Annotated in this window: 21 protein-coding genes and 4 pseudogenes; 9 read left to right on the forward strand and 16 right to left on the reverse strand. The window is 68.0% G+C overall.

Annotated elements, in window-relative coordinates; translation table 11 throughout:
- Positions 1-410: 410 nt before the first annotated feature.
- Positions 411-551, forward strand: coding sequence for a hypothetical protein (locus tag ABT294_RS48665; protein WP_350813354.1), 141 nt, complete (start codon positions 411-413; stop codon positions 549-551).
- Between the two features lie 238 nt (positions 552-789).
- A complete protein-coding gene (locus ABT294_RS48670) occupies positions 790-2,178 on the forward strand; it encodes a WD40 repeat domain-containing protein (protein ID WP_350813355.1) in 1,389 nt (462 codons plus the stop codon).
- A gap of 327 nt (positions 2,179-2,505) precedes the next feature.
- Here ABT294_RS48670 and ABT294_RS50980 read toward each other — a convergent pair whose 3' ends face one another.
- The 7 genes from ABT294_RS50980 to ABT294_RS48700 all read right to left on the reverse strand — a co-directional run bounded on the left by ABT294_RS50980 (position 2,506) and on the right by ABT294_RS48700 (position 10,853).
- Positions 2,506-2,817, reverse strand: coding sequence for an integrase core domain-containing protein (locus ABT294_RS50980; RefSeq protein WP_502912240.1), 312 nt, complete (start codon positions 2,815-2,817; stop codon positions 2,506-2,508).
- Between the two features lie 551 nt (positions 2,818-3,368).
- A complete protein-coding gene (locus ABT294_RS48675) occupies positions 3,369-6,581 on the reverse strand; it encodes a hypothetical protein (RefSeq protein WP_350813356.1) in 3,213 nt (1,070 codons plus the stop codon).
- On the reverse strand, positions 6,578-7,906 hold the full coding sequence (locus ABT294_RS48680) for an SWIM zinc finger family protein (RefSeq protein WP_350813357.1): 1,329 nt from the start codon (positions 7,904-7,906) through the stop codon (positions 6,578-6,580). Before ABT294_RS48680 ends, ABT294_RS48675 begins: the two co-directional genes overlap by 4 nt.
- On the reverse strand, positions 7,903-8,304 hold the full coding sequence (locus tag ABT294_RS48685) for a helix-turn-helix domain-containing protein (RefSeq protein ID WP_350813406.1): 402 nt from the start codon (positions 8,302-8,304) through the stop codon (positions 7,903-7,905). Before ABT294_RS48685 ends, ABT294_RS48680 begins: the two co-directional genes overlap by 4 nt.
- A gap of 185 nt (positions 8,305-8,489) precedes the next feature.
- Positions 8,490-10,106: a methionine--tRNA ligase gene (gene metG, locus ABT294_RS48690; RefSeq protein ID WP_350813358.1), complete on the reverse strand. Its 1,617-nt coding sequence runs from the start codon at positions 10,104-10,106 to the stop codon at positions 8,490-8,492.
- A gap of 10 nt (positions 10,107-10,116) precedes the next feature.
- Positions 10,117-10,353 carry a hypothetical protein gene (locus tag ABT294_RS48695; protein WP_350813359.1) on the reverse strand — a complete coding sequence of 79 codons (237 nt, stop codon included), beginning with the start codon at positions 10,351-10,353 and terminating at the stop codon, positions 10,117-10,119.
- An 80-nt stretch (positions 10,354-10,433) separates the two neighbouring features.
- Complete coding sequence (locus ABT294_RS48700) at positions 10,434-10,853, reverse strand: hypothetical protein (protein ID WP_350813360.1); 420 nt, start codon at positions 10,851-10,853, stop codon at positions 10,434-10,436.
- On the opposite strand from ABT294_RS48700, the pseudogene ABT294_RS48705 reads away from it, so the two are divergent.
- Both ABT294_RS48705 and ABT294_RS48710 read left to right on the forward strand, forming a co-directional pair.
- A pseudogene (locus ABT294_RS48705) lies at positions 10,821-11,189 on the forward strand (helix-turn-helix domain-containing protein); the annotation flags it as partial. The gene ABT294_RS48700 and the pseudogene ABT294_RS48705 overlap by 33 nt on opposite strands.
- Positions 11,099-11,716 (forward strand): annotated as a pseudogene (locus tag ABT294_RS48710) (transposase); the annotation flags it as partial. The pseudogenes ABT294_RS48705 and ABT294_RS48710, both read left to right, overlap by 91 nt.
- A gap of 23 nt (positions 11,717-11,739) precedes the next feature.
- Here the strand turns inward: ABT294_RS48710 and ABT294_RS48715 are convergent.
- The 6 genes and pseudogenes from ABT294_RS48715 to ABT294_RS48735 all read right to left on the reverse strand — a co-directional run bounded on the left by ABT294_RS48715 (position 11,740) and on the right by ABT294_RS48735 (position 13,991).
- Positions 11,740-11,916 (reverse strand): GntR family transcriptional regulator, encoded by a 177-nt coding sequence (locus ABT294_RS48715; protein ID WP_350813361.1) that lies wholly within the window; start codon positions 11,914-11,916, stop codon positions 11,740-11,742.
- 14 nt (positions 11,917-11,930) lie between these two features.
- Positions 11,931-12,185, reverse strand: coding sequence for a winged helix-turn-helix domain-containing protein (locus tag ABT294_RS48720; RefSeq protein WP_350813407.1), 255 nt, complete (start codon positions 12,183-12,185; stop codon positions 11,931-11,933).
- A gap of 21 nt (positions 12,186-12,206) precedes the next feature.
- Positions 12,207-12,464, reverse strand: coding sequence for a hypothetical protein (locus ABT294_RS48725; RefSeq protein WP_350813362.1), 258 nt, complete (start codon positions 12,462-12,464; stop codon positions 12,207-12,209).
- A 58-nt stretch (positions 12,465-12,522) separates the two neighbouring features.
- A pseudogene (locus ABT294_RS50985) lies at positions 12,523-12,822 on the reverse strand (hypothetical protein); the annotation flags it as partial.
- A complete protein-coding gene (locus ABT294_RS48730) occupies positions 12,819-12,959 on the reverse strand; it encodes a hypothetical protein (RefSeq protein ID WP_350813363.1) in 141 nt (46 codons plus the stop codon). The pseudogene ABT294_RS50985 and the gene ABT294_RS48730, both read right to left, overlap by 4 nt.
- A gap of 33 nt (positions 12,960-12,992) precedes the next feature.
- Positions 12,993-13,991 (reverse strand): IS3 family transposase, encoded by a 999-nt coding sequence (locus tag ABT294_RS48735; RefSeq protein ID WP_350813408.1) that lies wholly within the window; start codon positions 13,989-13,991, stop codon positions 12,993-12,995.
- Here ABT294_RS48735 and ABT294_RS48740 point away from each other — a divergent pair.
- From ABT294_RS48740 to ABT294_RS48750, 3 genes and pseudogenes are all read left to right on the forward strand, one after another.
- Entirely contained in the window at positions 13,874-15,148 is a 1,275-nt protein-coding gene (locus ABT294_RS48740) for a glycosyltransferase family 2 protein (RefSeq protein WP_350813364.1), read from the forward strand. The genes ABT294_RS48735 and ABT294_RS48740 overlap by 118 nt on opposite strands.
- 269 nt (positions 15,149-15,417) lie before the next feature.
- On the forward strand, positions 15,418-16,248 hold the full coding sequence (locus tag ABT294_RS48745) for a phosphotransferase (RefSeq protein WP_350813365.1): 831 nt from the start codon (positions 15,418-15,420) through the stop codon (positions 16,246-16,248).
- 330 nt (positions 16,249-16,578) lie between these two features.
- Positions 16,579-16,857, forward strand: a pseudogene (locus ABT294_RS48750) (IS256 family transposase); the annotation flags it as partial.
- Here ABT294_RS48750 and ABT294_RS48755 read toward each other — a convergent pair.
- The 3 genes from ABT294_RS48755 to ABT294_RS48765 all read right to left on the reverse strand — a co-directional run bounded on the left by ABT294_RS48755 (position 16,854) and on the right by ABT294_RS48765 (position 19,200).
- Positions 16,854-17,192 carry a M36 family metallopeptidase gene (locus ABT294_RS48755; protein ID WP_350813366.1) on the reverse strand — a complete coding sequence of 113 codons (339 nt, stop codon included), beginning with the start codon at positions 17,190-17,192 and terminating at the stop codon, positions 16,854-16,856. The pseudogene ABT294_RS48750 and the gene ABT294_RS48755 sit on opposite strands and share 4 nt — an antisense overlap.
- A gap of 283 nt (positions 17,193-17,475) precedes the next feature.
- Entirely contained in the window at positions 17,476-17,880 is a 405-nt protein-coding gene (locus ABT294_RS48760) for a DUF8820 family protein (RefSeq protein WP_350813367.1), read from the reverse strand.
- A gap of 30 nt (positions 17,881-17,910) precedes the next feature.
- Positions 17,911-19,200, reverse strand: coding sequence for a DUF6745 domain-containing protein (locus ABT294_RS48765; protein WP_350813368.1), 1,290 nt, complete (start codon positions 19,198-19,200; stop codon positions 17,911-17,913).
- A gap of 195 nt (positions 19,201-19,395) precedes the next feature.
- Here ABT294_RS48765 and ABT294_RS48770 point away from each other — a divergent pair, with 195 nt between their 5' ends.
- Both ABT294_RS48770 and ABT294_RS48775 read left to right on the forward strand, forming a co-directional pair.
- Entirely contained in the window at positions 19,396-20,325 is a 930-nt protein-coding gene (locus ABT294_RS48770) for a TIGR02996 domain-containing protein (RefSeq protein ID WP_350813369.1), read from the forward strand.
- Positions 20,322-22,232 (forward strand): hypothetical protein, encoded by a 1,911-nt coding sequence (locus tag ABT294_RS48775; RefSeq protein ID WP_350813370.1) that lies wholly within the window; start codon positions 20,322-20,324, stop codon positions 22,230-22,232. Before ABT294_RS48770 ends, ABT294_RS48775 begins: the two co-directional genes overlap by 4 nt.
- The last annotated feature ends 113 nt before the right edge of the window (positions 22,233-22,345 follow it).

Genomic DNA, 22,345 nt, shown 5'->3' on the forward strand with positions numbered 1-22,345 from the left:
CGTAGACGGAGGCCATCTCGTGGAAGACCCGATGGTCGTCGCCGGCCTTGATCCAGTCGTCTCCGAGGGCGACGGAGATGCCTTCAAAGCCGTACGCGGTCTGAGCTCAAACTGTGACAGCACATCCCAAGATCCTTGCATTCAGAAGAAACCGGCGCGTCTACCCCAAACCAGACTCCAGCTCAACGGCAGGTGTGAGTGGATACGTTCACGCCTGTTCACGGGATTCTGTAGCTCATCCTGACGAAGGGACTACAGCCTGTGCGGGGCCTTCTTAGGTAATGAGAATTTTCACTGTGATCTACGTCACAGACATTTTTGATATGCAGGCAAGCGGGCCGCCGGAACCCTTCTAGGGCCTTATTGGAGGACTCTGCGGAGCGATTAAGTTCACCGGGAAGCTCGAGTTCATGAAGGCCTACGCGGAAACGGGCGGTGAGGTGTGCGACATGCTCGCCAGCGTCGAGACCTGGGCCAGAGAAATGGAGGCAAGCAGCTTCAGTGATCGGCTGGATGCGTGGGTAAAGCTAATCCCGGCCGCTGGGCAGTGATCTCGCACAATGCTTTTATTTAGACCGTAGCCGGAAAGACGTATACAACGATATATGAGACTCCATTCTACATCCGGCGTCTCGATACCGAATTGCCGAAGTAGTAGCCTGAGGTCTGGCCTGGCAACTGCAGGTCATATAGAGTGGGCTAAGTAAGAGTTGCTGTCTGAAGAGTTGGCAGACGGAACCCCCTGTCAGCGCCTTGCCGTGGAGCGCGGAGAAATGTGTGGGAGGTGTCATGCGAAAGCCTGACGCTGACGAGAAAACGCCTTCCGCAGCAAAGGTTAGACGCCTGGGCCCCATGCTCGGTGCCGGAGTGGTACTGCTCTCCTTGTTGATCGGGACAGGAGTGTCTGTCGGCCTACAGGCTCAAACCGTGTCCCAGGCTCGGGCAATCGCGCTTGACGGCACCAAGCAGCGTGGGTCGAACTGGTATGCCGCAGACCTGCTGGGCTATGTCGCCGTACTGACTCACTCGGACAGTTACACCAGGTCTGCTCTGGCTGAAACGCTCACCGAGGAGCGCCGAGGCTCCCTTCCCGGGACCGCAACCGTTGTTGATGTCGCGTTGAGTGCCGATGGAAAGTTGGCGCTCGTCTCCGATGCGCAGGAGGGTTCCGGCCTTTGGCGCCTCGAAAGAGATCCTGAAGCAGACAGGGAGAACCTCACGGGAAGCGGGTCCACGAACCTTGATCCTGGATGGGGCCCAGCGGCGTTGTCCTCCGATGGGCGAATCGCAGTAGTCGGCGAAGAAGAAAGTGGCGCCATCAAGATGTGGGACCTGATGGGAGCCGATAATCCACGTAGAACCGTTGTCCGTACGGGCAACTATAAGGAGAGTCTTCTCGATGTCTCTCTGAGTGCCGATGGCATGACGCTGTTCGCCGGCTTCGAGAACGGGTCGGTTGAAATCTGGAGATTGGGAGCTGGGCAGAAGCCTCGGCTGCTGGCTCGCGTGCGCGAGCACACCTCTGGCGTGGGCGTGGTGTCGGCGTCAGCAGTTGGAGGAAAGCTGCTCACCATCAGCGAGGATTCTGCCGTCGTCTGGTCGCTCGCCGATCCTGGTCATCCTCGTCTGAGCACGCGACTCACGACTGCGGAGCACGGGTCCGGTATGAGCGGATGGAGCGGCGGCGTGATGAGCGCCGACGGCCGGAAAGCGATAATTGGCCGGACTGTTTGGGATGTGACAGATCCGGAGCGACTGACCCGAGTAGGAAGCCTGCCGAGTCCGGCAGAAGGGGGAGCCCCGCTGGCCATCGCCGACGACGGAAGTATCGTGGCCACGGTTGAGGAGGAACCGGGCGGGGTGTCCAGTGTTGCCCCGGTAGTCATATGGGGGTTGAAGGATCCATCGCATCCGGTCCGGCTAGCCACGTTGAGAGTTCCTGAGTCTCAAGGCTGGCAGCTGGCCATGAACGAGGACGGGACAGTAGTCACCGTAGGAACAAGAACTGGCGGGGCTTATTCATGGCTGCTGCCCAAGCTGCGTTCCGGCCTTATAAAGGATGCCTGTGTCGATTCCCAGTCTCTTCGGCCTTCTCCCGGGTTCTGGGAAAGCATCAGCGAGGTTCCACCGCCCGGTGTACTGAACGAAGAGCCGTTCAACATCTGCTCTCGGCTCTAGACTATGCGGATCGAGATATTGTGTCGTCAGGGTTCAGACGTCGGCGGGGGGCGATCTGACCGACCACGCGACGAACCTCCACCGGGCTGCCGCAACAAATGACCTTTTCGGTAACCGGCAAGAGGAATACATCCTGCGTCCGACGCCGGCCATGCCGTAGCGCTGGAGCGGCAGCTGGCCGAAACCAACGCGCTCAACGACCGCCCGACGACTGCTTTCGAAGCCCGCCACAGCGTGCCGAAGCCTGCCGACGACGTCTGGCTCGCCCAGCGCACCTGTGGGCGCCAAGAACTCGGCCGCCCTATGCGACCTGCGCGTTTTCGTGGATCAGCGCCCGCCGAGGCGGTCGCGTCGGATGACCTTGATATCGTCCCCGACTGGGTTGGCAAGGGCTCGCTGCGGAGCTGCCTGGCCCAGGGAGCGATGTGGGCGATGCTCATTGAAGTGGGTCGCGTAGATGGCCAGCACGCGTCGTAAGTGGCGGGCGTTCCCCGGCGATCCGCCGGTAAGCCCATAGCAGATTCTCCCGGGCCAGACGAAGTATGCGCGGGTGGGAGGCCGCCCCTGGCTTCGGTGCTTGAATGTCCATCGCCGCTGTACCAGATCGGCGTGCCGGCGCAGCAGCGTACCCGGCGTCACGAAACAACTGCCGACGACCGGCTGGAGACAGCAGCCGTGCCAGCGCGCTGATCACCGCGTGATCCGCCCACGACGGCCGAGGCCTGCCGACGCAGCACCGCGAGCTGATGACGCAAGACGAGAATCTCCGCGTCCTTCGACCTCTGCGAGCGGCCCAGCAGCACCAGCCAACCCCGCGAGCCGGACGAAGATCAGATAAAGCAACCGCAGCGCCATGAACAGCGATCACGCCCGCCGGCCCTTGGAGCGCCGAACCCCAGATCAGCCCCAACGGCCGAGTTTCGGGCACCCACAAGCTGTGCGAGCGCGGATCCACCTGGCGCGGCAGCTGACCCTGGGATCAGCCGGGACCAACCGCCCCGCCAATGTTCTGCTCACCGACAGCACGCTCAGTCCGCCGATGGTGATAGCCGAATCCGCTCGCCGCTATCGGGGACGGTCAGACGCGCCACAGCAACATTGTCTTCGTCATCGACCCTCTCTGCGTTCAGAACCCTCGGCGTCGTGGTTGAGCACGAGATTCCTGATCTCGGTACGGGTGTCGTCAGAGGTCATGACGTGGCTCCGGTGAGCTGGGCGTGGAGGCGCTTGCACTCGTGGACGAAGCGGGTCGTCCGGCGACTCCGCGCGAACTCGCCGATGACCGGGATCTCCCCGCGCGTGCCGGTCCAGCGTGCCACGTCGGCGGCGAAGGCGACGAGTTCGGCGTGGGTCACGGTGATGCGCTGCCCCTCGCCCGGCAGCATCCCGGGCAGCAGGGCGCACAGGATGCGCCACACCTCGTGGTGGCCGCCGGCGTCGGCCAGCTCGGTCAGGGCCGCGATGGCGGGGCGGGTCTCCCGCCAGGTGCGGCGCAGCACCAGCGCGAGCTGGCGACCGATCGCCTCGGCGGGCAGCTCGCCCCTTGCGGCCATGCTCAGGACCAGCGGGATCATGCCGGGCACGCTGTCGGCCAGGAGGAAGGCGAGGATCACCGCCGTGGACTCGCCCATCGGGCCCTGGGCGATTCCCAGGCCGGTGATCTCCGTCGGAGCCGCCCACGCGCCCCAGAGGCCGCGCAGCAAGAAGGGCAGGAAGTTGACAGCCACGACCTCGCGGTGCGAGGGCAGCACGGCAGGCCATGCCCTGAGCGTGCCGCCGGACTCGTCGACCGTCCAGTCGAACGGCTGGCGCAGCAGCACCTCGTCGATCAGCCGATGCCCGGTCGGGGCCGTCACCCGCAGCACGGGCTGCAGCCTGACCTCGGTGAAGTGTTCGGGTTCGCCGTCGCCGAACTCGACCATGGACGCGCCGACCATGTGGCGCCACACGTGGCCGCACTCGGGGTCGGCCATGCCGTCACCGGCGAGCCAGCGGGCGGCCGAACGCGCCGCCTCCAAGTCGACCTTGGCGGCCCGGTCGGCCGCGGCCGGGTGGCAGCCCCGGGGCAACCGCAGCAGTGCCTGCGCCAGGTCGGCAGGGGGTGGCTCCACGCCGGCGGCGGCGCAGGTCTCCAGCCGGTCGATCAGCACGTCGGGGTCGAGGTGGCCGCTCATCCAGGTCGGCGTGGCCAGCAGCACCGGCGGCAGGGTGCCGTTGCGGAGGGCCTCGGCGAGCTCCGCGTAGCGGTGCAGCAGGAAGTCGTGGGGCGGGGAGACGCGATTGGGATGGGGCAGCTGGTTGCGCCGCCGCCACTCGTCGTGCTCGGGCAGCTCGTTGGGCATGAAGGAACGCAGCCGGGGCGGGACGAAGACGACGGTCACCTGCACGAGCGGCTCGCCGGGGTTCGGTGGGGGCACCTGCTCCCTTGCCCGCATCGCCGCGATCCGGGCGGGGGCCACGCCGACCTCGGCCATGTGCTCGTAGGCGCGGTCGAGGATGAACGACGGCATGGCCTCCACGGAGTCGTCGTACAAGACGCCGGGCCTCGTCCGCACCGGATGGAGGCGATCCGGCAGTCTGTCGTCGCCGATCTCCTCGTCCTCCTCGTCGTCGGCGCCGTAATACCACGGCTGCTCGACGTCGGTGGGGGTGCCGTTCAGGTGGATCCGGCCCCTGGCGAAGGGGATCTGCCGGTCGCCCTCGTGGGCCGCCGCCCCGTCCGGGCCGTCGTCGCTGGTCCAGGTGATGAAGAAGGCGCGCAACGGGGTGTCGTCGTCGAGATAGCGGCCAGGCCGGTAGGTGCCGCCCACCGTGATCCGCCGAGGCGACGGCTCCGTGTCGGGCTCCTCACCACGCGTGAGGACGCGTACTCGCACGGAGTGGTTCGCGCCGTCCCAGAACTTCTCCGGTTCGATCGGCGGTAGCTCCGGCACGCTGCCGGGGGTGACGAGCTCGGCGGCCAGCGCCGACTGCCAGTCGTCGGGGTCGAGGCGCACGTCCCTGGACCGCCAGTAGCCCTGGTCTTGCTCGACGTGGGGCTTGAGCGTGCGGCGTAGTTTCGCCCGGTCGTCGGCGATCCCGGCGACGAAGGCCGCCAGCCAGCGCTCCTGGCCGATCCAGCGCTCGTGGTAGTCAGGGGAGATCGACGGCTCGGGGAACCGCCGCGCCTCCGGCAGCTCGGGCAGCGGCGGGAACTCCTTCTGCTCCAGCAGTTCCTCGACAGGGATCTCCCCGCCGAACTGCTCGGCCAGCTTCGCGCCCAGGTCGGTGGGAAGGTGATGGACGCCGTCGAGGATCGCCTCGGCGTGGTCGGCGAACAGGTCGGCGTATTTCCGGGTCAGCTCGACCGCGCGGTTGCGCACGTCGAAGGACTTGTGCGCGTACGCCGTGGTCAGCGCGGTCACGAAGTCGGCGGCCGACTCGGGCGTGGCCCGGATCGCCTGGTCGAGCCAGCGCAGGCCCGTGGTGGAGAGCTTGGCCTCGTCCCGGAAAGTGAGCGCGTCGACCGCCTCGACCAGGTCGGCGTGTTCGAGCGGCATCGCTCCGCGCACCTGCCCGGCGGCCAGCTCGGCGACCGTGCCCGGAGCTGACGGCAACAACCGCAGGTAGTCGCGCAGGCGGGGAGCGGACTCCGCAGGCGTGGGGTCGAGGAGCGTGTGCAGCCGGACGAAGAAACGCAGGTCCTGCGCCTCGCCGCCGCGCAGGAAACGGCTCACGCAACCGTCGAGCATCTGCTTCCTGGGCAACTCGCGGGCGGCGGCGGCCAGCCAGCGGGTTGGCCGGGGTTCCAGCCGCTCGTCACGGAGGGCGCGGCCCGCGCCGTCGGCGGCGAAGACACGAGGCAGCAGCACGGGGGTCAGCGGGTCACCGGCCATGCTCGGCGCGGCCAGCCAAGCGGCCACCAGCGGGTCGTGGTCGGGCGGCACGGCGCCGGACTCACGTAGCAGCGCCACGGCCAGCGGCGCGATGCGGTCGGCGGGACGGCGTACCCGCTGGGCCAGCCGGACCGCGACATCGCGACGCCACTCCAAGGAGCGGGTGGCCGCCACCCGGCACACCTGGGCGACATTGGGGTCCTCGGCCCAGCGGCGGTTGACGTCGCGGCCGGTCATCCACGTCACGGCGGCCGCCGGGCCGGTGATGACGCCGACACCGGTCAGCAGCAGCGCGCCGGCCAGTTCGTCGAGCAGGCCGCCGACCTCCCAGGAGGCTATCTCCTCGAAGTCGTCGGGATGCTGGGCGCGCACCTGCTCGGTGCGGGCGCGGCGCAGCTCCTTGACGAGGCCGGGCAACCGCCCGCTCAGCTCGGCGCGCTCCTCCTCGGTGAGCGTGACCAGCCGATCGGCCAGGCGGGTGACCTGGTTGCGAGTGACTAGGTCGCAGATCTCCGTCCAGAGGGTCATCGGGAGACCTCCACGGCGGCGCGGGCGACGATCCGGGCGGCCAGCACGTGTTTGCACGGCCCACGGGAGCCGCGATGGTCCCACCACCACTCGCAGGTGCAGGAGCCGTCGGCCAGCGAGACGCGGCGCGCGCCGCCCGAGGTGTGGACGGTGGCCAACTCGCCTTCGAGGTGCACGGCGCCCGCGTCGACGAGCTTGCGCGCCTTGGCCAGCCGCGGGTTGAGCAGGATCACGTTGTCCTTGTCATAGGGCAGCTCACGGTGGAAGTGGGCGGCCTCCGACAGGTCGTAGCCGACCAGGCCGGCGACACCGAGCTGCGTCAGCGCGGCCCGCACCCGGTCGGCGGGGATGCCCGCGCGGTCGGCCAGCAGCCCGATCTCGACCTCGGGCTCGAAGTTGAGCAGCATGCCCACTAGGTCGGCGTCGTTCTCGGCCTCGTCGGTGGCCAGGTCGTCGAGCACCGCCCCCTCGCCGGAGAAGCCGCGCCAGCGCTCGGGCGAGAGGGTGAGCGTGTAGCGCATGCCCGGCAGCTCCAGCTCCCAGGCGCTGGAGGCGGCGTCGGCCGGGCCGTACACCCGGAGGGACTTCGCGAAGCGAAGCAGCGGCAGGAGGGTGCCGAGCCGGTTGGGGCCGGCGAGCTGGACCGAGCCCGGAACCTGGCGGTCGGAGACCTTCAGCTCACGCCCCGCCTGCGCCACCCACACCGTGCCCTTCTTGGGCAGCCCGCGCAGGAACCGCACCGCCGCCATGCCGGTCAACTCACCGCGCTGGTCCATGCCCGAGGCGATGACCTGCACCTCGGCGAATCCGCGTAACCAGCGCTCGGGCAGCGGCACCTTCTTCTCCACCACCGCGCCGTCCATCGTGGTCACGACCAGCTCGTCGAGGCCTACCCCCAGGTGCAACGGGTCCCGCGCGCCGATGCGTGCCAGCGCCTCCCGAAGCGGTGCGTTCACGTCGACGTTGGTGGTGCCCCGGTCGAACACCTCGCCGTCGAGCGTGCCGTTCAGCAGATCAAGCCGGGCATAAACACCACCACAGGCCGAGAACGATTCGAACCGCAACCGGTCTCCGTTGCACGTCACCACCGGGTCCCGCACCCAGCCGGGCCGCGCCTGCGGCTGGTGGTAGCGGGCCAGCGCCACATCGGCGACGCCGAGCAGGCCCGCCGCGGCGGGGGCCGCCTGGGTCACCACGCCGCTGAAGAACCGGGGGGCCACAGCCGGGCCGGACAGGGCCCGTCCGCCGGAGGTCGCCAATCCGAGACGACCGTCGACAAGGGACGAGGGCGCGGCGTACGTGTACGCCTGCGTCGCTGAAGTCATGGCCGGGACAATAGATCGCCCCACCGACAAACTGGCGCGGCAGATGTCGAGGAGATGAGAGATCCTGAACATCCACGCCCCCTGCCGGACGAACTGGGCAGTTGCAGGTGCCAGGCGATCGTGTCGGAACCGGCGTCCAAGCCCTGGTCGGCGAGTTCCTTGCGGAGCCGGACGATCAGCTCGACGGTGTCGGCGTCGATCGCGTTCGGTGAGGTTCGCGGCCGTCGCGACCGCGGCTCGAACGCCGCCTCGCCCCCGGCCCGGTAGCGGGCCACCAGCTTGGACACCCAGCCCTTGGACACCCCGTACGAGCGGGCGACCTCTGCTTGGGAACGTCCCTCGACGACCATGGCGGTGATGACAACTCTGGCCTTGGACACGACGCCCAGGCTCTTGATCGCGGCAGTCGCCTAAGTTTCGAGACACACCTTGCTGGAGTTTCCTATGTCTTGCGACATGGGTTTCCTATGTCCTGAACCACGACACGTCTCCCAGGCGCCACACGCGTGGAGCCGCGGCGACCTCTTCGTCGTGCACGCCCTCGATGTCCTTCCCGGCCGTCTCGTCTGAACCCCGCACCCGGTTACGCGCTCGGCTTCTCCTCCAGCCTCGGGAACAGGTTGGCGCCCTTGGTGATCGTCGCGCCGGCCGGGAGCCTTCCCCACGCGCCGGCCTCAAGCATCTTCTGGGCGGAGAGGGAGCCGAGGGCGGGCTCGGCGCCGAGGCACTCCCAGAGCCGCTGGGAGGACAGGGGCATGACGGGGTTCAGCAGCACCGCGACCGCGCGGAGGGCTTCCGCGGCGGTGTAGAGGATCGTCGCCAGGCGGGCCCGGCCCTCCGGGGAGTCGTCCTTGGCCACCTTCCACGGCTCCTGGTCGGAGATGTAGCCGTTGACCTGCTTGACGAAGTCGAAGACGGCCAGGATGCCGCCCTGGAAGTCGAGATCGTCGCCGATCTTCCGGTCGGCCTCCGCGACCGTCTTGGCCAAGCTGTCGTGGATCGCCTTCTCGGCCTCGCCGTCGGCGGTCGCGCCGGGAAGGGCGCCGTCGAAGTATCTGCCGACCATGGCGGCCACCCGGGAGGCGAGGTTGCCGTAGTCGTTGGCCAGCTCGGAGGTGTAGCGGGCGGTGAAGTCCTCCCAGGAGAACGAGCCGTCCTGGCCGAAGGCGATGCCGCGCAGGAGGTACCAGCGGAAGGCGTCGACCCCGAAGTGGGAGGTGATCTCGCGGGGGTTGATGCCGGTCAGGTTGGTCTTCGACATCTTCTCGCCGCCGACCAGCAGCCAGCCGTTCGCGGCGATCCGCCCCGGCAGGCGCAGCCCGTTGGCCATCAACAGCGCGGGCCAGATCACCGCGTGGAATCGGAGGATGTCCTTGCCGAGTAGGTGCACGTCGGCGGGGAAGGTCGTGTCGAACTTCTCCTGGTTGTCGTTGTAACCGACCGCGGTCGCGTAGTTGAGCAGCGCGTCGACCCACACGTAGATCACGTGCTTCTCGTCCCACGGGATGGGGATGCCCCAGTCGAACGTCGAGCGGGAGATGGACAGGTCCTGCAGGCCCTGGCGGACGAAGTTCACCACTTCGTTGCGGGCGGACTCAGGCTGGATGAAGTCGGGGTTGGCCTCATAGTGGGCGAGCAATTTGTCACCGTAGTCGCTCAGCCGGAAAAAGTAGTTCTCCTCCTTGAGGATGTCCACCGGCCGCTTGTGGATCGGGCAGACCTTTTCGCCCGCGTACTCGCCTTCGCCAATGAGCAACTCGCCGGGAAGCTTGTACTCCTCGCAGCCCACACAGTAGGGGCCCTCATAGCCGCCCTTGTAGATCTCGCCCTTGTCGTACAGATCCTGGACGAACTCACGAACCCGATCGGAGTGGCGCTTTTGCGTGGTGCGCAGGAAATCGTCGTTCGCGATCTCCAGATGCTTCCAGAGGGGCTTCCACTCCTCCTCCACCAGCTTGTCGCACCACTCCTGCGGGGTGATGCCCTTGGCGGTGGCGGTGCGCAGGACTTTCTGGCCGTACTCGTCCGTGCCCGTCAGATACCACACCTTCTCACCGCGCTGACGGTGCCAGCGGGTGAGCACGTCGCCGGCGACGGTCGTGTAGGCGTGACCCAGGTGCGGAGCGTCGTTGACGTAGTAAATGGGGGAGGAGACGTAGAACGCCTTTCCGTCCAGTTTCTCGGATCCAGTGGCCGTCATGAACGAGAGCCTACTGGTCGCCTGACAGCCGCCTCACGGAAATTTCAAGCGCACGGCCGGCCGCCGGCTCCCGCTCGACGCTCTCCAGGATTTGCGACATATCGTGCAATTCGCTCACATTGGGAAACTCTTCCGGACCTCGCCACCATCCCGAAAACGCCGGGTCGGGGACGGGGCCGAAGTCGTCCTCCGGGCGCCAGGCCCGGATGGGGACGATGCTCGGAGGGCCGTCCAGCCACGCGGCCATGCCGGCGCGGGTACGGCCGATAGCGGCTCCCTGGCGGGTGCGGCCGTACAACTCCCGGCCCTTCTCCTCCAGGTCTCCCGTCAGCTCGCCGGGTGGCCGGGGGAGATGATCACGTGGCTGCCGGACGCCAGAACTCGGCGACGATCCGGGCCGCCTCCTCGTCGTCGGAAATGAAGTGCAAGATCGCCAGCAGCACCCAGGTGGTCCTGGACCGTCGAGTGGCCGAGGACGGCAGCCGGGTCGCAGACGTCCCCCGGCACGATCACCGTGCCGGGGTTGTCGGCGAGCAGCGCGCGAGCGTGGAGGGCGAACTCCTCGGTATTGGATGCAGGGTGGGGGAGGGGACGGTCCTCCGGGTCCTGGTGTACTCGGTCAGCGGGTTGGTGACACGCCGGGCCGGATGCTTGATCAATAAGAAGACCTCCGGTTGTTGTGGAGATGCCGTCTTCACCCAACAGGAGGTTTTCGTGTCCCACGTTAACGCCCGCCTGGCCGTTCATGCGCGCAAGTTGCTGGTGTCGCGGGTCCGCCTCGAGGGGCGTCCGGTGGCGCATGTGGCCAAGGAATTGGGCGTGTCCCGCCAATGCGCGCACCGATGGGTACGCGGCTACGACGAGCACGGCTGGGCCGGCCTGGAGGATCGCTCCTGCCGTCCGCGCCAGGTGGCCAACCGCACCCCGGCCATGCTCGAGGAGCGGGTGCTGAACTGCCGACGCCAGCGGCGGCGGGGCCCGGCCTGCGTGCCCGCGCGCACCGTCTCCCGCATCCTGCGCCGCCACGGCGTGCCCCACCTGGCCGACTGCGACCCGCTCACCGGCACCCCGATCCGCGAGAGCGGCGCGCTGCTGACTCGGCCGTTCCGGTCCTGCAGTTGTTCTGCGAGATCAAAGAACTCGGCTACACCGGCAGCCTCAACCTGCTCTACCGCTACATCACCCAAGGCCGAGCCGAAGGAGAGCGGCCTGTCATCACCCCGCGCCGCCTGGCCCGTCTCCTGCTCACCCGCCCCGACCGGCTGCGTGATATCGACACCCAACTGTTGCAGGAGCTCACGGCCGCCTGCCCTGAACTGGCCGAACTCGCCCGCCAGATCCGCAGCTTCGCCGAACTCCTCACCCCAGCCGCAGGCAACCACGCCAAGCTCACCACCTGGATCACCACCATCCGAGCCGCTGACTTACACCACCTGCACGCCTTCGCCAACGGCCTCGAACTCGGCCGCGACGCCGTGAATGCCGCCCTCACCCTTCCGCACCACAACGGCCGAACCGAAGGCGTCAACACCCGCACGAAGAGGATCATGCGACAGATGCACGGCCGTGCCGGGTTCGACCTTCTGCGCCACCGCATCCTGCTGCAATGAAGATCACCCAGCGCCACCACCGATTACGGGACAGAGCCGGTAACCACACACCACCCACCTGGACACACCCTCACGAGGGCACCTTGACGACGCGGCCTCCTTTCGACCATCCCCTCCGCTTCCAAGAGCGCGGGAGCTCGTCTGACGGTGATCCGACCGACGCCCCGTTCCTGGGCGAGCACGTTCTCTCCGGGAAGCACCGCCCTATGGCCGGCTACCCGGTGGCTATCTCCTGCCGGAGCGCATCGGCGACGTCATCGGCGCGCGTGCGCGCGTGATCAGGTCCCTCGACGAACCACCCTTCGCCGTGAACGGCGGCGATCAGTTGCTCGGCGGCCAGCAATTGAAACGCCTGACGTACGGTTCCCTTCGACACACCGAACTCGTCCGCCGCCACCGCTTCACTGGGCAGTTGCTGGCCGGGAACGAGCCCGCTGGTCTCGAAACGCTTGCGCAGGGCCTCGGTGATCGTCCTGCGTCGGCGAGGATCTCATCCATGAGGGCGGGGAACTTTCCCATCCCTGTCTCGGATCAGAAAGCGCGTCCGGCAGCCCGCATCTTCCAGATCCATCACGAGATTCTTCATCGCCTGGATCACCCAGTTCCCGCTCGGGTGAGCGGTGGTGCCCAGCACGCGGACGCGCCGAGTGGCGTGCTCGATGACAGCCAGGATGTACTGGCGCTGGCCGCTGAGCGTGACGGTCTCGATGAAATCGCAGGCCAGCCGCGTATCTGCTTGCGAGCGCAAAAAATTGGCCCACGTGCTGGACGCCCGCTCGGGCGCCTGCCTTCTTGAGGATCTTCCAGACCGTAGACGGTGCGACCTTGATACCGAGCGTGGCGAGCTCACCATGCACCCGCCGATAGCCCCAGCCAGGGTTCTCCCGAACCAGGCGCAGGACGAGAGCGCGGATGGAGCGGACCGTCGGCGGGCGCCCAGGCCGCTTCGGCCGACAGGTACGGGAATGGCGCCGTTGCATCAGATCGCGGTGCCACCGCAGGACGGTGTCCTGCCGGATGAGGAGCCGCAGTCGGCGCAGGACCTCGCGGGGCAGCGAGGTCAGGAAGGCGGCGAGAAACGCTCGGTCCTCGGGTGCGAATCTCACGTGTCGGCGCCGAGTTGGCGTTCATGGATGGTGATCTGGTGGCGCAGGACAAGTGTTTCCACGTCCTTGTCCCGATCACCCATGAGCAGCAACCGCAGCGCGGCGAAAATGGTCGTGACGGTGAGGTGAGGGGCCACGGTGATTCCGGACAGCCGTCTTATGGGCGTAGCCTATGCGGCTGTTTGGATTGAAAGGGACTCGTTGAGTACTTCCAGAGGTGGCCGGTAGCCGAGCGCCGAGTGCAGGCGCCGGCGGTTGTAGAACCCCTCGATGTAGCGGATGACCTGCCGTTTTGCCTTGGCGCGGGTGGTGAAGACGAAGCGGTGCAGCCATTCGTTCTTGATCGTGCTGAAGAACGACTCGGCCATCGCGTTGTCGTAGCAGACCCCGGTGCGGCCTACCGAGCGGCGGATCTGCAGGCTGGTCAGGAAGTGGCGGAACTCATCAGAGGTGGAGTTCGAGCCGCGGTCGGTGTGGAACACAGCGCCGGGCTGGAGCAGGCCGGTGCCGGCGGCCATCCGGATCGCATCCTTGATCAGGCCGGTGCGGTAGTGGTCGGCCATCGCCCAGCCGAGGACCGCCTTGCTGTGGCAGTCGATCACGGTGGCCAGGTAGAGGAAGCCTTCCCAGGTGCGGATGTAGGTGATGTCGCCGACCGGCTTGGTGCCCGGCCGGGCGGTGGTGAAGTCGCGACCGACCAGGTCGGGGATGCCGCGGAAGTCGCCCTGGACGGTGGTGACCGGCCGGAACGCCCGTACCTGGGCCGGGGTGAGGCCCTGCTCGCGCATCAGGGCACGTGCCAACTCGGCCGAGCAGTGCTTGCCACGACGTAGCAGGGCGGCGTGCACCCGCCGGTAGCCGTAGGTCTCGTGCGAGCCGGCGAAGACCTCGGCGACCAGCCGGGACAGCAGTACGCGGCGTTGCGCGGTGGCCGAGGCCGGCCGATCGCGCCACTCGTAGTAGCCCGAGCGGGACACCTTCAGCCAGGCACACATCTTCACGATCGCGTGATGGGCCTTCTCCGCATCGATTAGGGCGTAGCGCCAGCCAGGTGTTCCCGCGGGCCGCGCTGCACCTTTACCTGTGGGGGTCACCAGCGAAGAGCGGCCAGCGCCGTCGAGCCGAGCTCGCGCGTGAAGGGCTCCCCGACGAGGATGCAGCCGACGAATTCGACGCTCATCGGCGGGCGGCACATCTGCGGCTAGGCATGGTCGCATGGAACTCGACCTTCTGGTCGTTCGATGACACCGTTTCGCGGCTGCACGATCGCGTGAATATCGCGTTGGGCCGGCGACGATGGTCCGTATCGGTGGTGATGCCGGCTCGCTGTAGCCGGGACAACCTGGGCCTGGTCTTGCCGAGGTTGGCGGCTGCGGCAGCCGGCTGCGAAGGCGATGTGCAGATCGTGGTCGTCGACGACGGCTCGACCGACGACACCGCTGCCGTCGCCGCTGCCGGTGGCGCTCAGGTTGTCTCGCTCACCACGTCGCGTGGCATCAGTGGGGCCCGCAATGCCGGGCTGCAGGTCGCAACCGGCGATGTCGTCATCTTCCTTGACTCCGACACGCTGGTGAAGCCCAACTTCCTCGCCGAGCACCTGCGCCTGCATGAGGCCGCCAACGACACCGTGGTGGTCGGCGGCCGCCGCCACCTGCTACGCGGCGTGACCGACATTGCCGACGCCGAGGTAATCCGCCGAGACAGCCGCGAAGCCTTGCCTGACCTGTACTCCTACAACATGGCGTGCCTCGCCCATCCCTGGTCCCTCGCCTACGGGTGCAATGTGTCGGTCGACCGGCCGCTGCTGGAACGGGCCGCGCCAGGCGGCTTTGACGAGTCGTTCGTCGGCTGGGGCCTCGAGGACCAGGAGTTCGCCTTCCGACTTGCCCAGCACGGCGCCCGATGGGCGTACTCTCGCGCTGCCTCGGGCGCCCACATCTACCATGACCGCACGATGACAGCCGAGCGGTTCGCTGGGTGGAAGGCCAACCTCCGCCGCTTCGTTGACACGCACGACGAGGCCTCGGCGTTGGAGCGTCTTGTGCCGGGCATGAATCCGGTCCAGACCGTCGACTACACCGATTGCTACCGCAGGTTCGACGGCGGGCCGACGACAGCGGAAGTGGCCGAACTTCTCGTCGTCCGCGTGCCGATGGCGGACGACCCATTACTGGCCCTCCAAGACGTGGTGACGGCCGGTGGGAGCAAGGTCGCCCTGGTCGACGAGGGCGACCACCCCGAGCTGGCGGTCCTGGCTGAGGCAGCCGCCCCGGGCCTGGGCATCCGGCTGTACACGGGAGCCGATTGGGACCGGCTCTCGACGTGACCGGGAGGCGCGGCAGGCGTCTGCAGGGAATAGGACGGCCCGTGCAGGTCCTCGGTTGACGATTTCACCGCTGGGTTGGGGTTGGGGTTGGGCGGCATTCTTGATCTAGGGTGGCGTGTGCGTGACCCGGTGGTGCTGCCGGTAGGGCGTTCGGGTCCGGCTTGGCCGGGTTCTGGTTGGTTGGCGCGTGTGACGAATGATCTTCGCGTAGACCTTGAGGACGTCGTTGTGGTCCCCAGACGTGTACTCAAAGATTGAGGGAGGACGGTATGGAGGCGTCGGAAGTCCGTCGCGCAGTCGAGGCCGCGGGGGCGACCGCTTCTGCGCTGGGCCTTCAGGTCGACGATGCGGTCGTCATCCACAACTCGGACCGCATCGCGTTGCGCCTGGTCCCTTGCGATGTTCTTGTGCGGGTCGCACCCTCAGCGCATCGAGCCGGCTCGGAGTTCGAAGTAGAGGTTGCTCGCCGTCTCGCCGAAGTCGATGGTCCGGTGGCTGAGCTTGAGCCTCGGGTCGAACCCCGAGTTTATTTGCGTGATGACTTCGCCATCTCGTTCTGGACCTACTACGAACCTGTGGGATCAGAGATTGCGCCGGCCCACTATGCAGACGCGCTTGTGCGGCACCATGCCGCCCTGCGCCAGGTAGATCTGGGGGCGCCACACGTCACCGAGCGAGTCGCCGGCGCGCTGAGAGAGGTGGCCGACCGAGAGCGGACTCCAGCGCTGCTCGGCCCCGACCGGGAACTCCTCAGCAACACACTGAGTAGCCTGAGCACCGCGATTGGCAGCGGGGAAGCCCGCGAGCAGTTGTTGCACGGCGAGCCGCATCCGGGCAACCTGCTCAAGACGAGGAGAGGGCCGCTCTTCGTGGACCTCGGGACGTGCTGCCGTGGGCCGATCGAGTTTGACCTCGCCCATGCCCCCGAAGAAGTCGGAGAGCACTATTCGGGGGCTGACCCCGACCTGATTCGCCAGTGCCGCGCCGTGATGTGGGCGTTGTTCGCGACCTGGCGCTGGCGGCAAGACGACCAGTTTCCCGACAGGCAGTACTGGAGAGCGGAGGGGCTCAACCGGGTTCGAGCTGCACTCGATCGCTAAGGACTGGACTGAGTTTGCCCGGTTCGGTGCGTGTGTCGAGCCCACCTCAGGTCCGATCACCATCGGACGAAGCTGCGCGGCACCACCGAGAAGTTCGCCTCCCGTCTGTCCGGCACCGGCGTCACCCGCACATGTTCACAGTGGACCGGCGCTCATCCTCCATGCGCGCCCTCCTCCCGGACCTGGAAGAAGCCGACGATCTCGTCGGCGTATGCCATGGTCTGGGCGATGGCCTCGTCCTGGTTGATGTAGACGTAGTTGGCCAACCGCCGCAGAAGAAGGGGAGGTCCGGCGGATCTCTTCTTGGGGTGCGGCGTTGAGCTGCCGGCCTTCTACGACTATCCGGCCGAGCACTGGCGGCACCTACGCACGACCAATCCGGTCGAGTCCACCTTCGCCGCCGTCCGTCACCGCACCAAGGTCACCAAGGGGCCCGGCTCCCGCGCCGCCGGCCTAGCCATCGCCTTTAAACTGATCGAGTCCGCCCAGAGGCGCTGGCGCGCGGTCAACGGCGCCCACCTGGTCGCCCTCGTTCGCGCCGGCGCCACCTTCATTGACGGCAAGCTCGTCGAACGACCCGCAGAATCACCCGACCCCACAGCCGCCTAGAACTTCATGATCCACACGTCTTGACTATTGCTCATGACCGTGCTGCGCAGCGTGTCACCAAGCCTGCTGCGGATGTCGTACAGGGCCGACGCCCAGATCTCGCCGTCCGCGTGCACCTCGCCGACCAAGTCCTCGGGGTAGTGCTTGGTGCCGTCCAGTCGGCGCAGGCAGTGCGGGACCCTCGACGTGTAGGAGACCGAGTCCCAGTCGGCCACGCATGCCTCGGGAGTCCGTGTAGGTACGCCGGTCTTCCAACTGCTGACGGCCACGGCGAGGTAGTCGCCGAAGGCCTCACCGATCGCGCCCGACTCCAGGGTCGTGCCGAAGCCGGTCACCTGGCCGTCCTGGACCGCGTTGGGTAGAAGACGGTGGCGGTTGGATCGGTCGTGGCCTGGGCGGGGCCCGGAGCGAGGAGCGCCGTGATGGTGCCGACCGCCAAGCAGGCCGCAGTCATACGATGTCGGGGGGTGCTCACCGTAGATCCTCCAATGGGTGGGAGTCCGGTGAACTTATGCGATTGGTGATCCTTTGTCCCCCGGTGGGTACGGCAACGTCTGTCCCCACTGACAAGGGAGGGCCCGCGAAACCACCTTGTGGGGGCCGAGAACCGTCGCTCCGTCAATCGGCGACGAGCCGGGCTTGGTCGGCCTGCTCGCGCTGGCGCCGCAGCTCGTAGGTGCCCGGTGCGATGCCGGTGAAGGCGTGTTCGGGGTGCGCGAGGTAGGCGGTCGCATCCTCTGCGACGGTCAGCACGCCGAGCACCATTCCGCCGCCGAAGCGCTCCGGGGTGAAGAACGCCTTGCCGGTGGCGAGCAGGAGGTGGGTGTTGGCCTGGGCCTGACCGCGGACGATCGGGACGCCCTCCTCAGGGACGGGGGTGCGAGCCGGATCACGGTCGGCCGGTACGACGGCGACGTCGCCCTGGAACTGGAGGCCGGACAGGATGGGGATCTCGGCCTGCCGGTCGAGGTGCTCGTCGACGGTGACGCCGAAGATGGCGATGGCCTGTTCGATGGTGGGCATCTTCTCGGGCTCCTTTGCCGGGGGCGGGTGTCAGGATCGTCGTTGTGCCGTGGCGTACTGGGTCGGAGTGAGGCCGTAGGTCCAGGCGGCGGCCTGGAGGGGGTCGGTGCAGTCGGCGGGGACGGTGAGGCCGAAACGACGGCGGGTGCCGTCCCGTTCGACGGTGCCGTTGGTGCACAGCAGGACCCGCACGTGGGTGGTGTAGATGCCTTCGGGAACATCGTGCAGGGTGAGGGTCTGGCCGGGGTTGCCGGGGTCAGGCACAGCGGGCCCGATCTGGGCCAGGCCGGCCTCGGCGATGAAGCGGTCCCAGCCGCGGCGTTCGATGGCGCAGCGGCGGATCTCGGCGTTGGTCTCGCGGAGGATCTCGTCGGCGGTGAGGGTGTCGTCGATGACGGCTTGGGTGACGTGGGTGCCGTGCCAGAAGTACACCCCGAACCCGTCGCCCCAGTCGGCCGCGGGGCCGTCGGCGCGGTGTGGCCGGTACGTGCCCGAGTCGTCGTCGCCGACTTGCTCGAGGTACAGCTCGGCCGGGCGCGGACAGAGCATGACGAAGTCGCGGAAGGGCCACCACCACCAGCCGGCGGGCGCGGATCGCGCCGCGGCCTGCTCCGCGACGGTCGGCCGTGACCGGTCCTCCTCGAGCGGCGGGACCGTGTCCTGTCCGAAGCATCCGACCAGGGTCAGCCAGGTGCCGGACTGCTGGCCTGCCAGGTAGGCCGGCCACAGTCGGCGCACCGCGCCGCGGATCGTGTCCTGCCGTGGGCCGCCCACCGCCGCGTCCACCGCCGCCTGCACGGACGCGTCCGACGCCTCCGCCACCGTGGCCAACACGCCGGTGGGCACACTCCGGCTCTCCTCGCGGGCGGGCGTGACGTGCGCCGTGTCCCGTACCGCCGCGGCCTTCGCGGACGTCATCGTCGCGGCGATCTCGGCGTGCAGGGCGGTGGCCGCCGCGCCATGCACCGGATCGCTCACCGCGCCGTCGGACGCGGCCTGGACCGCGGCGCGCACGGCGTGGCCGACGGTCCGGCCGGCGGTGTCGTCCACCGCGCGGTAGACGGAGTCCAGGACGCGGGTGTTGCGGTGGCCGGTGCTCAGGCAGGCGGCGATCGGTGCGGCGAACGCGCCGACGAGCGGTGAGGACACCCACACGACCCGTTCCGGGAACGGGACCCCGATCTCCCGGTAGCAGGCACGGGCGGCGGACTCCCACGCCCGCCTGTTGGCGGCGGTGTCGTCCCGGCCGCGCTCGGCCCGGGGCGTGCGCGCCGCCTCCCGTTCGTCGGCTGCCGAACGGGGTGGACCCGGTGGATTCACGGTGGAGACCTCCAGCTGAGGCGGCCTCTGACTCAGCCCGAGGACGCCGCGATGTACACCGTGCCGCGTGGACCGTCCACGCCAGCGATCATGGCTCGGCGCAGCACAATACCTGCCGATAAGGCCATTCGGGGGCTGTTTGCCGACAGTGTGCGTCGCCTTGACACATTTGCTGATCTCCGTACATTCGTACGAATGCAAGTGGCTGCCGTCGAAGACGCGTTACGGGCTCATCCCGACGATCTCGCCACGTGGCGTGCCTACAGTGACTGGCTGCTGGAGCAGGGCGACGCCAGAGGCACGCTGATCCGCCTTGAGCAGCGCCTGGCGCGTACCCGCCCCGCCGATCGCCCGGCCGTGGAGCGCGAGATCGCCGACTTCGTCGCAGAGCACGAGGGCGGATGGGACGACGGGCTGCCGGCGACGGCACGTGTGCTGGCGCGCCGGTACGGCTTCGCCGCAGAGGTGGCCGTCCAATGGTCGGATGACGTCCGCGAGGTCGTGGAGCAGGTGCTGCGCGGCAGGTTCGTCACCACGCTGAGAATCACACCGAACGCGTCGACCGACGAGGACTGGGACGACGACGAGGACGAGGACGAGGACTGGGACGAGGATGACGAGGGGGAAGGCGGCCCGGAGGCCGAGGTGCGCCCGGGGCGTCTGGACATGAAGGTCCTCGACGGACTGGATGCCGGGCGACTCGTCGAGCTCGACCTCTCCTACCTGGATCTCGGCCCCGACGGCGCCGAGATCCTCGCCACCTCGCTCCGCGCGGACCGGTTGCGGGCGCTGGAACTGCGGTACTGCCGCATCGGTGACACCGGTCTGGCGGCCCTCGCGGCGTCCCCGCACCTGGGCGGACTGCGCCGCCTGCACCTGCAGTGCAACAGGGTGACCGCCGAGGGTGTGCGTTCCCTGCATCGGTTCCCGGAGCTGACCGAGCTCGACCTGCGGTACAACAACATCGGCGAGGCGGGCGCGGAGGCACTGCTCGCCGCCCCCTTCGCCGGGTCGCTCGAGCGGCTGTGGCTGTACGACTCCGATGTGGGCCAGGACGGCGTGCGGAAACTGGCGCACGCCGCGAATCTTCCGCCAGGGCTGCGCGGCTTGTGGAGGTGCGTGTGAGCATCGAACTCCGGGATCGCTTCTTCGTCCTGTCGACCGGGGACGTGCCCGCCGAGGAGGCCGCCCGCTATCGGGCGGAGGTGGACGCGACCGACGCCGAGCCGGCCACGACGGTGGACGGACTCGACGTTTCCTGGCATCCGTCGGCGCGGTTCAAGGCGGTGCGATTCATCGACGCCGAGCGCATCGACGAGCGGGTGCGGGATCTGTTCGCCCGGCCCAGCGCGGACGCGCCGTACCTGGCGGCGGTGTTCGTGGATCCGCACGAGTTGTCGTTCCGCACGTTCGAGAACATCGTCCCGCTGGATCGCCTCTTCGAGGACGTGCCGCTGGAGGCGGAGCTGGCCGGCCGGACGGAGCACGCGGAGGGCGTGTTCTCGTTCTCGCTGCGGTTGACGGCGGAGGCCCGGGCCCGGCTGACCCAGCTGGACGAGTTGAAGTTGTACGTGCCGCCGCTGAACGCCGCGTCCCGGGGTGGTGAACGGTTCATCTTCCACTCGGCGCTGCTCGCCGAGGCGTTGACCGCGGCGGTGGCCGACGCGTTGCCGCCGGCGACGGCGGAGGGGTTCTCGCATGTGAACCCGGTGTTCCGGTGCAACCGGTTCGAGCCCGGTGACGCGAACTTCCACCGGCATCGGGACACGCCGTACTACGACGCGGCGCGGCGGCACATCTCCCGGTACACGGTGCTGCTGTACCTGACCGGCGGTACCGGGTCGCCGGCGCTGGACCTGGTCGGCGGCGCCGCGCTCGGCGAGATCGGCGATTTCACGTGTGTGATCTTCGATCAGCGGTACGAGCACGAGGGCGCCCCCTACCGCGACGGCCGCAAGGTGTTCCTGCGTACCGAACTCATCTTCACCGCCGACGAGGTCACCGAGGCGCCGGAGATCGGTGAGCTGTTCAGCAAGGCGTGCTACCTGACCGGTGAGAGCGTGTTCGCGCCGGAGTTGGCCCGGTACGCCGACGCGTACTACAACCAGGTGGCGGCCGCCCACTGGAACGGCTTGGGGGACGGCCCCACCCGCGAGACCTTCGTCCACAAGGAGTTCCGGGGAGTGCACTTCGTGGCCAACGGCTACGACTTCTGGTTCGCCAAGAGCGACACGTTGTCGCTGGCGGAGTGCGCCGCGCTCACCCTGCTCGACTACTTCAACTGCAAGGTCGGCGACACCGCGTTCCGGGCGCTGTGCCGGACAGAGGTGATCGAGTCCGACAACGCCGACTGGATCCCGGAGTTCCTGCGGGCCAGGCGCAGCGAGTCCGCCATGACACGGGTGGACAAGTCCGCGTTCTTCCCCGAGCCGGAGCGTCCCGATGGCCGGATCTGCTGCCCGTTCCACTCCTCCGGACGCTACGACCCCACGCGCCACGACGAGATCATCGAGCTCTACACCGACGCGCAGTCCTTCGCCAAAGCGCACATCCTGCCCGCGCCGATCCTCATGCTCGGCGAGGACGTGGCCCTCGACCCGGACCAGTTCGTCATCCAGGACAACCTCATCCACGTGCTCGGCAAGGGCGCACTCAAGCCGGTGAACTTCGCCGCCTGCTGGAACGACGAGTCCATCCCCGAGGACTACGTGGTCGTCGCAGCCAAGGTCGGCGTGGCGCAGTTCCTCGTCCCGCCCGTCATCTACGCCGAGTCCGCTGGCTGCTATCACCTCACGTTCGACTTCTTCCGCAACTCCTGGATGGTCGACCACCGGCAGGCGACCATCCCCATCCCGAGGATCACCGAGGAGGATTGGGCCGACCCGGACGAGAGCCGCGCCTGGCGGCGCTCGGTGGACGACTCCCTCATCGACGACGAGCACCCGCTGCCGCCCAGCGACCGGTGGGACTATGACGATGACGACTGGGACGACGAGGACGAGGAGGACGACGAGGACGACGAGGACGACTGAAGCGTCACTACCGGTCGCAGGTTCGAACCCCGCAGGGCACGCCTGTCCGGCCAGCGAAAACCCAGGTCTGACCTGCGGTGACGCGGTTCCACCGGTGAGATGATCACGAGCGC

The sequence above is a fragment of the Nonomuraea sp. NPDC000554 genome, from assembly GCF_040300065.1.
Classification (GTDB): domain Bacteria; phylum Actinomycetota; class Actinomycetes; order Streptosporangiales; family Streptosporangiaceae; genus Nonomuraea.